The sequence below is a fragment of the Candidatus Pseudothioglobus sp. uisw_142 genome (assembly GCF_059512465.1).
Genome location: NZ_CM183452.1, coordinates 1557904 through 1572919 on the forward strand (window position 1 = coordinate 1557904; position 15016 = coordinate 1572919).

Annotated in this window: 11 protein-coding genes; 2 read left to right on the top strand and 9 right to left on the bottom strand. The window is 39.0% G+C overall.

Going from position 1 to position 15016, the window contains the following annotated elements:
• Nucleotides 1-17 precede the first annotated feature (17 nt).
• The 9 genes from AC5YGB_RS08010 to AC5YGB_RS08050 all read right to left on the bottom strand — a co-directional run bounded on the left by AC5YGB_RS08010 (nt 18) and on the right by AC5YGB_RS08050 (nt 10542).
• Nucleotides 18-1196, bottom strand: a complete 1179-nt coding sequence (locus AC5YGB_RS08010) for a phytanoyl-CoA dioxygenase family protein (RefSeq protein ID WP_496137186.1) — start codon at nt 1194-1196, stop codon at nt 18-20.
• A gap of 2 nt (nt 1197-1198) precedes the next feature.
• Complete coding sequence (gene iolD, locus AC5YGB_RS08015; RefSeq protein ID WP_496137187.1) at nt 1199-3055, bottom strand: 3D-(3,5/4)-trihydroxycyclohexane-1,2-dione acylhydrolase (decyclizing); 1857 nt, start codon at nt 3053-3055, stop codon at nt 1199-1201.
• A 2-nt stretch (nt 3056-3057) separates the two neighbouring features.
• Nucleotides 3058-4968, bottom strand: coding sequence for a bifunctional 5-dehydro-2-deoxygluconokinase/5-dehydro-2-deoxyphosphogluconate aldolase (locus AC5YGB_RS08020; protein ID WP_496137188.1), 1911 nt, complete (start codon nt 4966-4968; stop codon nt 3058-3060).
• On the bottom strand, nt 4968-5765 hold the full coding sequence (iolB, locus tag AC5YGB_RS08025; RefSeq protein WP_496137189.1) for a 5-deoxy-glucuronate isomerase: 798 nt from the start codon (nt 5763-5765) through the stop codon (nt 4968-4970). Before iolB ends, AC5YGB_RS08020 begins: the two co-directional genes overlap by 1 nt.
• The gene (locus tag AC5YGB_RS08030) at nt 5766-6587 is read right to left on the bottom strand and encodes a MurR/RpiR family transcriptional regulator (RefSeq protein WP_065353187.1); all 822 of its coding nucleotides are present in this window, start codon (nt 6585-6587) and stop codon (nt 5766-5768) included.
• Between the two features lie 10 nt (nt 6588-6597).
• Nucleotides 6598-7578, bottom strand: coding sequence for an inositol 2-dehydrogenase (gene iolG / locus AC5YGB_RS08035; protein ID WP_271772421.1), 981 nt, complete (start codon nt 7576-7578; stop codon nt 6598-6600).
• Nucleotides 7579-7587: 9 nt separating this feature from the next.
• Nucleotides 7588-8352, bottom strand: a complete 765-nt coding sequence (locus AC5YGB_RS08040; protein ID WP_271772419.1) for an ATP-binding cassette domain-containing protein — start codon at nt 8350-8352, stop codon at nt 7588-7590.
• Entirely contained in the window at nt 8352-9458 is a 1107-nt protein-coding gene (locus tag AC5YGB_RS08045; RefSeq protein WP_496137190.1) for an ABC transporter permease subunit, read from the bottom strand. Before AC5YGB_RS08045 ends, AC5YGB_RS08040 begins: the two co-directional genes overlap by 1 nt.
• 124 nt (nt 9459-9582) lie before the next feature.
• Nucleotides 9583-10542 carry a sugar ABC transporter substrate-binding protein gene (locus AC5YGB_RS08050; protein ID WP_197503580.1) on the bottom strand — a complete coding sequence of 320 codons (960 nt, stop codon included), beginning with the start codon at nt 10540-10542 and terminating at the stop codon, nt 9583-9585.
• 454 nt (nt 10543-10996) lie between these two features.
• Between AC5YGB_RS08050 and AC5YGB_RS08055 the strand changes: the two genes are divergently transcribed.
• Together AC5YGB_RS08055 and AC5YGB_RS08060 are read left to right on the top strand one after the other, a co-directional pair.
• Nucleotides 10997-12553: a trimethylamine methyltransferase family protein gene (locus tag AC5YGB_RS08055; RefSeq protein WP_496137191.1), complete on the top strand. Its 1557-nt coding sequence runs from the start codon at nt 10997-10999 to the stop codon at nt 12551-12553.
• 14 nt (nt 12554-12567) lie between these two features.
• Nucleotides 12568-14985, top strand: coding sequence for an FAD-dependent oxidoreductase (locus tag AC5YGB_RS08060; RefSeq protein WP_496137192.1), 2418 nt, complete (start codon nt 12568-12570; stop codon nt 14983-14985).
• Nucleotides 14986-15016 lie beyond the last annotated feature (31 nt).

The following is a 15016-nucleotide window of genomic DNA, read 5'->3' on the forward strand; positions in this document are numbered from 1 at the left end:
ATTATTGTTAATATTGTTTAATTAGTAAATCTAATTTTCTGATGCTCCAAAAGCTTTAAGCTAAAGTTTTCTAAATTAACCAAATCTAGAAGTGATTGCTTAGTTAGTTCAAACATAGTCATTCCCTGCAACTTAGAATTTGAATTTTTATCATTATCAAGATTTGTAGGGAACGCATAACCGTCTGTTGCACACACAAGGACATTCTCAATTAGTTTTTCTGAAAGAGTTTTATTAATTGAATGCTCCAGCAATAAAGGATAAATTCGGTTAATGATTTTTAAATAATCTATTCTCTCCATAGTCTTTCCAAAAGGCGATGAAATTTGCAAAAGATTACCAATTCTATGAAAGTCTTTTGTAGTGTTGGACCCTGCTCCATGTAATAAAGCAGGATTAAAAAAAATGCCGTCGCCTTTATTCATTTGATTTTGAACTGCATTGTCATTAAAAAAGTCAGTACATGCATTATCTCTCCAGGCAAGGTAGCCCAGTTCATATTGCTGTGAATATGGCAAAACCATGGTGGGTCCAGATGCTAATGGCATATCAGTATGAGCAACCCCACCTTGAAGAGTTAAGTAGTTTGAAAGACGGTGAGCTGAAATAGGAAAGAGTTCAACAACTTGGTTTTCTTGAAAGCCTAAATGATAATCACGATGTGGTTTTTGCATTTCACCACCAGGCCTTACAATGTTAACTTGAGCAGTCATTTGAGAATTTGGCCCACACCAGGATTCTGCAACTAACTTTAAGAGGTTGTTTGAATAGTAACTAATAAATGCGTTAGGATCCTCTAAAGCAACTTTTTGAAAGGCATTCCAGATTCTTGTATTTGTTCCAAAGGCAAAATGATCATTACCAGTATTACCTTCACTTTCAACGATTTTTTCAAAGATATTATTACTCTGGTCAATTGCATCATGCCTATAAAGATTTCGAATAACAAAAACACCAGGACCTCCTTCCAAAACCTGATGCAGCTCTGTTTTTAATCTTAATTCATTTTCTGGATCGCCAATAAATGACTCAAGGTAATTCGCATCGTAAATAACAACATTATTTGAAACTGAGTCAGCAAAGGGATAATCCTCTTGAAGAGTTTTTTGAGAGCAGATTTTAGCTAAATCATCATAATCAATATCAGATTGACTAAAGTAAACTTGTTGATTTATTTTAACTGCTTCTTCTTTCATTTCTAGTATGGCTGTTTTGTTTTAGATTCCTTATATGAACTAAGAATTTGTTCACTTTTTTCATTTGAAGATACCTCAGGCACAGCTACCTCCCACCAACAACCGCCCTCAGGACTAATTTTATGAGAGTCAGTAACCAGACTAATAACATAAGATTTAGTTGATGATCTAGCGCGATTTAGTGCAGCAGCTAAATCATCAATATTTTCAACATGCTCTGAGTTTGCTCCGAGAGACTGTGCATGCATTGCAAAATTAATTTCTGGATGCCCATCATCGATACTCTTACAATCCTTCAATAAATTATTAAATGAGGTATTTCCAGTTGCATTTTGCAGTCGATTGATACATGAAAAACCTCTATTATCAAGAATGACAGCAATAATTTTGTGGCCCAACATGATGCTGGTTGCTAGCTCTGAATTAAGCATTAAATATGATCCATCACCCACAAGTACAATGACTTCACGATCTGGCTCTGCCATTTTTACACCCAGTCCTCCAGCTATCTCATAGCCCATACAGGAAAATCCGTATTCAGAGTGGTACCCTCCAGTTTGTTCAGTTCTCCAAAGCTTGTGAAGCTCTCCAGGCAAACTCCCAGCCGCACAAACCACAATGTCACTTGCTTCACCATTTCGCTTAACTTCGCCAAGTACTTGTGCATCTGTTGGCAAACTGCCCTCGGCAGCGGAAGAGCTATTAATTGATGTAATGTCATCATAATAGTTATTCCAATTTGAGGCTTCTGCTTCTGCTTCTTTAAACCAGTTTTCAGATACCTTCCATTCATTAAGACATTCATCTAAATTACTGATTCCTAACTTTGCATCCCCCCACAAAGAAAAAGCATTGTGCTTGATCGTATCAAATCTAGCAACATTAAGTTGTATAAGTGTTTTGTCAGAAAATAACGCCCTTGATCCCGATATAAAATCATTGAGTCTTGTGCCTATAGCTAAGACTGTATCGGCTTCTCTTGCTAAATTATTAGCTGCACTTGATCCAGTCACACCAATTGCACCAACATAACCTGGGTGGTCCCATGTCACTGCGCCTTTCCCGGCAGATGTCTCTGCAACTGGAATTTGATATTTTTTAGAAAATGCTTTGAGCACATCACAAGCTTTAGCATAATGAACTCCACCACCAGCAATGATTAGAGGCTTTTTTGAGTTTTTTAAAATGTCAACTGCACGATTTAACTCATCATCATCAACTTTTATCTTGCGAATTTTATGTATTCGCTTTTTGAAAAAAGCTTCAGGATAGTTAAACGCTTCTGCCTGAACATCTTGAGGCAATGAGAGAGTAACTGGGCCACAATTTTCAGGATCTAGTAATGTTTGAATTGCTACAGGCAGGCTGTTAATTATTTGCTCAGGCCTCATGATTCGGTCAAAGTATCTGCTGACTGGCCTAAAACAATCATTCACGCTTACTGTGGGGTCAGAAAAATCTTCTAACTGCTGAAGGACAGGGTCTGGCGTTCTACTTGCAAAGTAATCTCCTGGCAAAAGTAAAACGGGCAATCGATTAACGTGAGCGAGTGCAGCTGCTGTAACCATATTGGTTGCCCCAGGGCCGATTGAGCTTGTACACGCCATCATTCTTTGACGGTTATTAGCCTTAGCATAGGCAATTGCAGAATGGACCATACCTTGCTCACTATGTCCTCGATATGTTGGCAGCTTGTCTTGACATTCATTAAGGGCTTGCCCAATTCCTGCTACATTTCCATGCCCAAAAATAGCAAACACACCGGTAAATATTGGCTGAATACCTTCCTCTGTTTCAATAAATTGGGACGATAAGTATTTAACTATAGCCTGAGTCATTGTTAGTCTAATAGTTTTCATTTTTATATTTCCTCTTTATATTTTTTCCAAGATTGAATCAATTCATTGTAATTAGTTGATACAGAATCAACTAACTCTTGATCGCTTATTTTATGTTGCATCCAAAGTTTAGCTGGCTCATAAAAAATAGTTCGGCCCACTGTAAAGCCCTTACAAATATTATATTTTGCCGCCACACTAAATGATTCTCTAACAGTATCGATTGGCGCAGAGAGACCTAATAATAATACACCTTGGCAATGAGGATCATATGAATTTATAACATCACTGACCTGAACCCAAGATTTATCCTTAAGAGCTGGCAATTTCCACCAGTCAGGCTTAATTTCTAGGTCATAAAATCGCTTTAAAATGGTTGGAATTATTTCTTCATCCATTTCGTATTCTGAAGGAGGAATAACCTCAAGTAACAATTGATGTCCACTTTGAATACAAGCAAAATAGAGCTCTTTAACTTTTTGTTCTTGCTTAGTTTTGAGCTCATCTGAGTCATCTGGGTGGTAATAAAATAAGCACTTAACAACGTGTGATAGAGGCCATGACTGCAACTTTGAGCCAATAGACTGCTGACCTTCAAACTTTAAAGGTCGTGATCCTGGCAGCTCTACAGGTCTTCCAATCCACCATGCTTTTTCAGCAATTGAATTCAGGGCATCTTCACCATAAGTATCGTCAATTAATACACCAATATTTTTTTCTGGAATATTTAATTTTTCTATAGTGTTTTCAACTGATCTAATAAATAGTTTTTTAAGTTCTATAATTTTGCTTAAACCCTCTCCATACATTTCTGCAAGGTCAGCAAGTTGTTTTCGATGATCAAAAGCAAATCCAAAAATTTCTTGCTCTTCTTTGCTTCTAAAGCTCACTCTGTGGAGATGATTTAAGGTTATATCTGAAGTTGGATCTGGAATATTGGCTGCATTTTCAATGTAGTAAAGTAACTCATTTTCTCCAGGAATTGCTGGAGCGCAGCCGTGACGTGACACAACCAATGCGCCAGACGCGTTAGCATAATTAGCACTTTTTTCGAGACTCTCACCTCGAAGATATCCTCTTAAAAAGCCTGACATGAATGCATCGCCAGCACCCAAAACATTAAGAATATCTACAGGGTTCCCTTTGACAACATTGAAATCATCGATGCTATTTGGAATGTCACTAGTTATAACAGTACATCCCAATGGGCCAAGCTTTAGAACAATAATTGAATTACCAAGCTCACGTATCTTGCTCAATGCGGTAATAGTATCTTCACTACCTCCCGCAATGTGAATCTCTTCTTCAGTTCCAACAATCACATCACAATAGGGAAGAATCGTTTGCAAATGAAGACTGACATCATTACTCGCAACAAATCGAGACTCTCCATCACCCAACTCTGTTAATCCCCAAAGCACAGGGCGATAATCAATATCAACAATGACCTGGGTATCAGATTCTTTTGCATACTCGATTGCTTTCATGCTTGTTTGATAAGTTTTATCAGATGAAAAGTGAGTGCCTGTAATGAGTAATGCTCTACTGCTCGCAATAAACTCTTTTGTAAAGTCTTCTTCACTGATAGCCATATCAGCACAGTCTTTACGATAGAAAATTAGTGGGAAAGTTTCTTTGTCTTGAATGCCTAGGACAACTAATCCAGTTAATCGCTCTTTATCTGTAATTACATGGGACGTATCTACGCCAACACTTGCAAGTTCATTGCGGACAAAACGACCCATATGCTCGTTACCCACTCGAGTAAGCATTGCTGAGCTTAAACCTAGTTTAGAGCAGCCATAAGCAATGTTTGCAGAAGAGCCTCCCAGATATTTAGCAAAACTCCCCATATTTTCTAATGAGGATCCAATCTGTTGACCGTAAAAATCAACAGCAGCTCTCCCTAAACAAATAATGTCAATTGTTTTCATTATTTATTTAGCATCCATTCATGATCAGGATGGTTTTTAAAAATCCATTGTCTTTTAGGGCCTGCCATGACATTCAAATAATATGAATCATATCCATGAGGAACCCCAACTGGATGGTAGCCTTTTGGAACAAGAACAACACACCTATCTTCAACTGCCATCGTTTCATCAATTGAAAGGTCGTCTGTGTAAACCCTCTGGAAAGCAAACCCTTGGGGTGGGTTAATTCGATGATAATATGTTTCTTCTAGATATGTTTCGACTGGAATGTTATCTGAATCATGTTTGTGAGGAGGATAGCTTGACCAATTTCCTGAAGGGGTTTTGACTTCAACTACAAGAAGACTGTCAGCCTTTTCCTTCTCAGGAAGTATGTTACATATAAACCTAGTGTTACTTCCCTCACCACGAACCTCACTATCCATTTCATCAGGCTTAATATGTCGAGCTGGAAAATTACCAAATCCAGGTGCAACTGCTATTGCTAATTCCAATTTAGTTAAAGCGGTGACTTTAATTTGTTTTTTGTTAGGAACATATATAGCATGAGGGTTTAAGTCATCAAAAACGCTCATTCTCTCGCCAATATTCAAGAACTCTTCATCATCAACAATGATGTTTGCCAGTCCAGACAGGATGACCAAGCATGATTCATTTTCCTGATCCTTCCAATCAAGAATCTCCAACTCGTTTAGGTCATGAGCCTCAAAACCAACATAATCCCAATTTGCTGATTTTGGTGTAATTTTTTGATAACAACTACCTTTAGTATGTTTTGGTCGACTTAATAATGACATTTAATTTCCTTGTTGATGGTATCCAATAGAAATACATATAGCCTGAACGAGACACATCGTTGCGCCTAGTGACCTGAAAGTATGGATTTCAGCCTCATGAATACTAAATAAAAAATCTGCCAAATGAGCTATTGGATTGAGTTCTGTATCTGTAAGCAAAATTACCTTTGCATTAGCTTGCTTTGCTTCCTTAACAGCTTCAGTTGTGAGATTATTGTAGGGATTATAGGTAATAGCAATAAATACTGTTTTATCATCAAGCCAGCTTGATAAGTTCTCAACTTCATTGGTATTATTTGCAATACGGCACCTAATTCCAAGATTATTTAACATGTAATAAAAATAATTGGCTACAGGTTGAGCTCTGTTTGTTCCACAAAGAATCACTTCATTAGCATTACATAAAGCTTGAACCGATTCCTCAATTACTTCTCTATCAATATTTTCAGAAAGCAGCTCAGTCGCAGCAATATTTCGCCTAGTGATTTCACTAAATATATTTGAGCTGTCAGGCACAACATTGGTCTCAGTGACTTTCTTAACATCGGTAATACGTTGGCGATAATTGATGGCAGATTGTGAGATTTTGACTTTAAATAGATCCTGTAATTCAGCAAAACCGCTAAAACCAAAATGCTTAGCAAAACGAACTAAAGTTGAAGGATAAACGCCAATCTCTGATGCAATAACTGCTAACGTATTTATGGCAAGGTTTTGAGGCTGATCAATAATATAAAAAGCAATTAACTTCATTTTTTTGCTTAATTCTGGATAACTTTCTTGAAGCAAGCTATTCAAATCATTAATATTTTCTGGTGGCATTTATTTAAGTTTATAAGTTAATTGAATTTCCACTTAACAGTGATTCTTTGGCGGCTTCTGCAATTTTTAGAGCAAGAACTCCATCTGAAATATTCACACTTGGTTGAACGCCTGACTGAAAAGAATCCATAAAATGCACAAGTTCGTTGTGGAACGCTTTTCCATACCTTTCTAAAAAAAAGTGTTGGTTTTTAGCCTGCTTAATTCCAGATGAATTACTTAAAACAACGTTATCCTCAAGGGCATTTTTTACTTGTAACATGCCTGTCTCACCAAAAGCTTCAATTCTTTGATCATATCCAAAGGAAGCCTGTCTACCATTCATAATCGTAACAATTGCACCCTTTTTCATATTCATGATTACACTTGCTGTATCGACATCACCCTGGCCTGCAATATCATCATTTACAGCATTTGCTGCAACATAAATACTGCTCGGAGTATCATCTAAAATCCAGCAAGCCATGTCAAAATCATGAATCATCATGTCGAGAAATAAACCGCCAGAACCTGCTATATACTCCATCGAAGGTGGCTCAGGGTCATGAGAGGTTATCACTAAAGACTGAACTGAACCAATTGCATTTGCATCGACTTGGCTTTTCAAACTTGCCATATGAGGATCAAAACGTCTATTAAAACCTAGCATACATACGATGCCACTCTCTTCAACTGCCTTAGCGCATGATAGTGCCCTATCAAGGCTCAAATCTATAGGCTTTTCACAAAAAACTGGCTTACCTACCTTCGCACATTTTTCAATAAGATCGGCATGAGTAGAGGTACTACTAGCAATAATAAAGGCGTCTATTTCATTGTTTTCAAATGCCTCATCCATTGAAAGAGTGATGGCATTGTATTTATTTGCAAGCTTCTCAGCGGACTCTTGATGAAAATCGACAACAGAGTGGAGATTAGCATTTTCATCACTGGCTATCGCGATAGCATGAACTGCTCCTATGCGACCTGCGCCGATTAGACATATTTTCATAATTAACCTCTATTTTTTTAATACTGATAATTCTTTATTACCAGACATCATGGCTTGTAATTCTTGGAAATCAATTTCACCTGCCTTAGCAGTACCTAGAGTCTCACCTCGAGATAAAACCGTAAACTTATCCCCCACTGCTAAAGCATGGGAAACATTATGAGAAATAAAAATTACTGCAACACCTTTTTCTCGAACCCTTTCAATAGTTTTTAGCACATTTGAGGTTTGATAAACCCCCAGTGCTGAAGTTGGCTCATCAAGTATCAGTATTTTGGCGCCAAAAAATACAGCACGGGCGATAGCAACTGTTTGCCTTTCACCACCAGACAGAGTCCCAATTGATTGAGTGGGATCACGCAATTGAATTCCCATTTTGTCCATTTCAGTCATCAAAATTGAGTTGCATTTCTCAAAATCCATGACAGTGATTGGGCCCACTTTTTTTGTCAATTCTCTTCCGAGCCAAAAATTACGAGACACTGACATCAAAGGAATTAAGGCTAAGTCTTGATAGACTGTAGCAATTCCAACATCAATTGCTTCGCGAGGGTTATTTATTTCAGTATCTTGTCCATTAATACTTATCTGTCCACTTGTTGGCTGATGAACACCAGACATGATTTTAATAAATGTCGATTTACCTGCTCCGTTATCACCCAGTAAACAATGACATTCTCCAGCTTTTATAGAGATTGAAACACCTTTAAGAGCATCTACATTTCCGAAGCTCTTATGGATATCTTTAAGTTCCATTAACGGTAATTCACTCATCATTTTGCCCCTGTAATTAATTTACGAACATGTGTATTAAGGATCACTGCTAACAATAGAAGAACGCCTAAGAACACTCTAAACAAAGAACTCTCTACTCCAATAAAGAATAAGCCTTGTTGAACTACTCCAAATATGACTGCTCCGAGTGCAGCTCCAATAACTGAGCCGTAACCACCCGTTAATAAAGCGCCGCCTATCACAACTGAAATGATCGCCTCAAACTCTTTAAGAATTCCTCTATCCGCTGAAGCTGAACCAAACTCAATTACCTGAGTGGTCGCAAAAACTGTTGCACAAAAGGCAGTAAAAACAAACATCAATATTTTAACTCTATTAACTGGAACTCCGATGTGACGAGCAGCTTGCGCATCACCGCCTGAGGCATAGATCCAGTTACCAAAACGCGTCTTTGTTAATAAAAAATGTGCAAAAATAACGAGTCCTATAGCCCAAACCATCATCATTGGGATGCCTGATACAACTGGCTGACCAGCCTTTGTGCCAGCGACAAAGGTTTGAATGATGCCTTGCTCAGCAAGCCAGTCAAATACGCCTGTAAATATCTCGCCACCAAAAATTGGCGCTAACCAGTCATTTTCAGCTACCTCTGTAACCCCACCAATAATGGTTTTTTTCGTACTTATGATTGCAATAAAGATTGTCATGCCTCGCAGGATATATAAAAATGCAAGACTCACAATAAAAGAAGGTAAATTTGTTGTGACTGTAATGTAGCCAATTAATGCGCCTATAGCCATCGAAACAACGAACGCTGTAATGATACTGAGCCATACTGGCCAACCCCAAACTACTGAGGTCACTGCTATAACAATTCCGGCAAAACCGATCATTGATCCAACTGATAGATCAAATTCTCCAGCGATCATGAGAAGGCAGGCGCCAACAGCAATAATAATAAACTGTGAAGACACGATTCCCCAATTCATAGAACCTTCTAATGAGAACATGCCAGTATCTCGTGCTACTAAAAAGAAGAATAGAAAAACTAATACAACGCCAACAATGGCTCCTAAGTCAGGACGAAGTAATGCGACACTAAATTTGGAACGCAATGATGAAAATTTTTTTTCAGTTGTAGACATGATTAGATCCTATTGATTAATCTAAAAGAATTAAATTGAATTTTAAATCTGATGAAGATAAAAAAAATGCTACCCACCATTTTGAAATTATGATGGGTAGCACGTTAATAAACTAAATTAACTATTAACGGTAAACGCCTGCATATTTTTCAACTAAGCTAATGTTACTCTTAGTGATAAATCCAGGACCAGAGTTAATTGCACCAGAAGGCCATACTCCATATCTTGACATGTTAGTCAAGAAAACAACTGGAAGGTAACCTTGGAGGTAAGGCTGTTGATCAATCGCGAAAGAAATAACGCCTGATTTAACAGCAGCGGCAATTTCACCTGACAGATCAAAAGTTCCAAAGTACATATCTCCCGAACGCCCCATATCATCAAGAGCTGAAAGCGTTGGATGAGCAGAAGTTGGACCTAAAGTAAGAATTGCATCTGTATCAGGGTGTGATCTAAGATGAGCCATGACCTTGTTTTTAATTTCAGTTGGATCTTGACCTGAATCGATCATTTGATCGCCTAGATCTACACCAAGTGCATCTGCATATCCCTGGCAACGATCAACTGATACCGGGTTTGTGAAGAAGTGATTAACACATAAAAACTTAGTTACTCCAGCAGCTTTTGCTCTCTTACCAGCACCAAAACCAGCATCATACTCAGGCTGACCAATGTGTGCTAAAGCACCTAGCATTTCAGATTGCTCACGAGTACCAGAGTTAATTGTCACAACTGGGATTCCTTTTGCTATAGCTGAAGTAATTGGTCCTTTTAGGACGTCATAATCAGCAATCGTAACAATAATACCGTCAGGGTTACTTGCAGCAGCCTGCTCAACGATACGAGCCATATCAGCAAGATCTCCTGTAGTTGGGTTACGATAATCAACATCGACTCCCATTTGCTCACCAGCAATTCCGATTGCATTTTTAATTGTATTCCACCATGAATCAGAATCTGGTGCATGGCTAATTAGTACAAACTTTTCTCCATCTGCCATCGCAGCCGTACTTCCCACAGTTGTTCCAAAAAGAACAAAAACTGAAAGAAATAGACTTGAGACATATTTATTAATTTTCAACATAATTTTGTATCTCCTTTCTATAAGTTTTTTTGAGATCAAAATTGATCTCAATATTGAAGGGTTTTAAAAACTTCAATAAATTTAGTATACATGAAGAGATATATATGTTTTCTAATATTTAAAAAATAGAACGTATGTTATAATATTGTTTGTTTTGCTAGGTTTATACTAAGCCTTCAAAAAAGACTTCCGGTAAGTGAATTAATATCAAAATAAATCAAGTTCTTGGTATAGTGTGCTCAAATAATTAATATTATGTCTACTCATCTTTTAAAACATTACATTAATGGAGAAAAAGTTTCAGGATCATCAGGTCGAACACTAATAATTTTTAATCCATATCTCTCTAAATTTTGCTAAAGTTTTTCTCTAGAAAATAACTGTTAAAAAAACAATTGACAGTAGTTAAATTTCGTATCAAAATGATGTCATATTACAAACTCATGTTTCAGTTATGTCTAGAAGAAAATCGGGCGGAAGAGAAGCCAGGATCGCATTAAGAAATGCGCCTCTAACAGAAGAAGAAAAACCGGTCAAAGCTGGAGAAATAGGTGGCAGATACAAGCCACTTAGTGAAAAGCAAGTTACAGCAATCGAAGCCAACATTTATCGCATTCTTGAGGAGATTGGGTTTGGAGATGCAACTCCCCACTGCATAGAAAAGTGTGTCGAGTTTGGCGCCACTTTAGGTGATGATGGCAGATTGAGAATGTCAAGAGAGATTGTTGATAAGGCGATCAATCTATCACAAAGAAACCTAACTCTTTTTGGCCAATCACCAAAACATGACCTTGATCTGAGCGGCTCAAGAGTTCATTTTTCAACTGCTGGCGCAGCTGTTCTCATTGCAGACCCTGAAAATAACGAATACAGAGAATCTGAAAGTCAAGACTTGTACGATATGGCAAGGATAGCTGACCAATGTGAGCATATTCATATGTTTCAGCGTACCTGCGTTCTTAGGGATATTGCCAGCCCTCGTGAGATGGATCAAAACTCAGTCTACTGCGTAGCAATGGGAACTGAAAAACACGCTGGCGTTAGTTTTACTGAATCTAAGCATGTGACTGATGCCCTCGAAATGCTTCATATTATTGCTGGAAGTGAAGAGAAATGGCGGGAGAGACCCTTTGTAAGCATGAGCAACTGTCACGTAGTACCGCCAATGAAATTTGCAGAAGAGTCATTAGAGTGTGTCCGCGTCGGAGTTGAAGGCGGTATGCCAATATTACTTCTGTCTGCTGGCCAGGCAGGGGCTACAGCGCCGCCATTACTTCCAGGAGTCGTCTCTCAAGCCTGGGCTGAATGCCTCGGAGGACTCGTTTATGTGAATGCAATCAAGCCGGGCGCTCCAGCTATTTTAGGTACTTGGCCATTTGTCTCTGATCTGAGAACTGGCTCAATGTGTGGCGGCTCTCCAGAGCAAGGATTAATTTCTGCTGCATGCGCCCAAATGGGCAATCACTTTAATCTACCAACGGGAACACCAGCAGGAATGACAGACTCAAAATTTCCTGACTTTCAGGCCGGGTCTGAGAGAGCTTCAACGCATGCAGTGACTGCAATCGCTGGTGCGAATATTGTTTATGAATCTGCAGGTATGTATGCAAGCCTCCTTGGAACATGTCCAGAAAGTTTGCTTTTGGACAATGATTTACTGGGCGCCTCTATGAGGATGACCAAAGGATTTAGTGATGACAGTGAAGAATCGCTTTGCTTTGAAACTATTAAAGATGTTTGTTTGAATGACAAGGCTCACTATCTTGGCTCAGATCAAACTATTGATGTTATGCAAAGTGAATACATCTACCCCGAGCTCAGCGATAGAGACAGCCCTAATGATTGGGCAGATATGGGAAAACCCATTATTTTAGAAAAAGCAATTCAGCAAAAAAAAGAAATATTGTCCGAATATTTTCCAGGTCATGTCAGTGATGCTGTGGATAAAAAAATACGCGACAATTTCAATATTAAATTAACTAGAAAAGAGATTGGTCGCAAGCCTCTATAGAAAAGGTCATTAATATGAAGTCACATGCACAAGTTGTAATCATTGGTGGAGGGTCATTAGGAGTTAACCTAATGTATCACCTAGGTCTAGAGGGATGGACAGATGTTGTTTTAATTGAAAAAGGTGAACTCACCAGTGGCTCTACCTGGCACGCTGCCGGTTTATGTCCAAACTTTAACGGAAACCATACGCTCTCTAATATTCATGAGTACACCATCAAGTTGTATGATGAAATTCTGCCTGAAAAAACAGGGCTCCCTTCATCATTTCATAAAACAGGATCCCTACGAGTGGGTCATACTGAGGTCGAGGAGCAGTGGTTTAATAATATAATCAGTCGCGCAAACCATATTGGCTGTGAAATGCATTTTGTTTCAAAAGAAGAGGCATCAATCATCAATCCAATGATGGATTTTAGCAGTGCGAGAAACATCTTATACACCCCAAATGATGGTCATGTAGATCCCACAACAGTTGTCACTCAACTAGCTCAACTGGCTAAGAAAGCTGGCGCAGAAGTGAGCAACTTTAACAGGGTTACAGACATCAATATTCTTCCTTCTGGAGAATACGAAGTCATAACAGAGCAAGGAAATATTATTGCCCAGCACGTCGTCAATGCTGGTGGTTGTTTTTCACCTCAAGTTGGAGCGATGGTTGGATCATATGTGCCTTTAGTCAATCTTCAGCATCAGTACTTAATAACTGATAGCCATCCAGAAATTGCCGCACTCACTAAAGAACTTCCAGTGACTCGAGATTCAATTGCAGCCTCCTATATTAGGCAAGAAGGAAGTGGCTTCTTAATTGGTCCTTACGAAACCAGAGGCTCTAAACCATGGGCTCTGGAAGGCGTCGACTGGTCATTTGACAGGGAGCTCTTTGAAGGAGACTTAGAAAGACTGATGCCTTGGCTGGAAAGATGCATGGATATTTTTCCTCTCTTCAAGGAGGTAGGAATTAGCACAGTGATCAATGGCCTCATTACTCACACACCAGATGATAATTTACTTGTTGGACCCGCGAAAGGACTCAAAAACTTTTGGAATCTTTGTGGTGCAAGTATTGGTATTGCTCAAGGCGGAATAGGAAAGTATTTAGCGCAGTGGATGGTTCATGGTCAAACAGAGCTCAATATGTCCTCTCTTGATAGTCGTCGCTTTGACACATGGGCAGATAAAAATTACTGCACAACAAGAGCCATTGAGTCCTACGAACGCATGTATGCCTACGCGGCGCCCAATGATAATCGCCCACATGGAAGGCCTATAAGGGTGAGCCCTCTGCACACAGTATTAGCTCAAAAAGGTGCAATTCATACAGTCAATACAGGCTTTGAAAAGCCATCTTGGTTTGCAACAGATGAGATCAGGGGTGAAACCTTATCCTGGACTCACACAGAAGCGCATGAAGCCATCAAAGAGGAATGCAAGGCAGTTCAAAACTCTTGCGGCGTTACCGACATCAGTGGTACGGCAAAATTTAGAATCACTGGTAAAGATGCCTTTGATTTTCTTGACAAATTATCTTGCAACAAGCTTCCCGCGAAAGATGGAAGAATTGGTTTGACACTTTTTCATGCTCCGAAAGGAGGCATAAGGGCGGAGCAAACGATTAGTCGTATTAGTCAAGAAGAATTTCTATTAATGGGAGCTATTGGATCTGAAGTCAAAGATTATCAGTGGCTTGAATGGCACGTCGGTGAACTCGATGTAACGATTGAAAACTTAACTGAGGAATGGGGCGGGCTTTTATTGACTGGCCCTGAAGCCAGAAATGTTTTAAGCCAATGCACCCAAGAAGATCTAAGCAATACTGGGTTTTCTTGGCTAAGCTGTAAAACCATTAGAATCGACTCAGCAGACGTTTTTGCAATGCGCGTTTCTTATGCTGGAGAGCTTGGGTGGGAGCTCCATATGCCAAGCTGGCAGTTAATCTCCATCTATGAATCTTTATTTGAAATGGGCTCCCCTTTTGGGATAAGAGATTTTGGTAGTCAAGCTTTTAACAGCATGAGACTTGAGAAAATGTATAGAGCATATGGCGCTGAGTTTACCGAAGAGATATCTGCGCTAGAAGCAGGAATGGACAGGTTCTTAGACCTGAGTCGTAATTTTATTGGCTCTGATAATATTAAAGAACGCCAATCAAAAGGGGTGGAAACTCAGCTAGCCTATTTGATCTTTGATGATGAGATTCCAGCCGAGTGTTTTGGAAATGAGGCTGTGTTTGATGGTGATGAACTATCTGGAATCATTACGAGTGGAGCTTATGGCTATAGAGTTGGCCATAGTGTCGCATTTGCCTACCTCAATCCGAGTCACTGCTCTGAAGGAAAGACTCTCAGAGTGGAAACCTCTCTGGGAAGTCGAAATTGCCATGTCTCTATGAATGCTGCATACGACAACGACAATGAAAAACTTCGCTCGTAAATAAAAACTCAACTAAAATGCATTTCAAAAA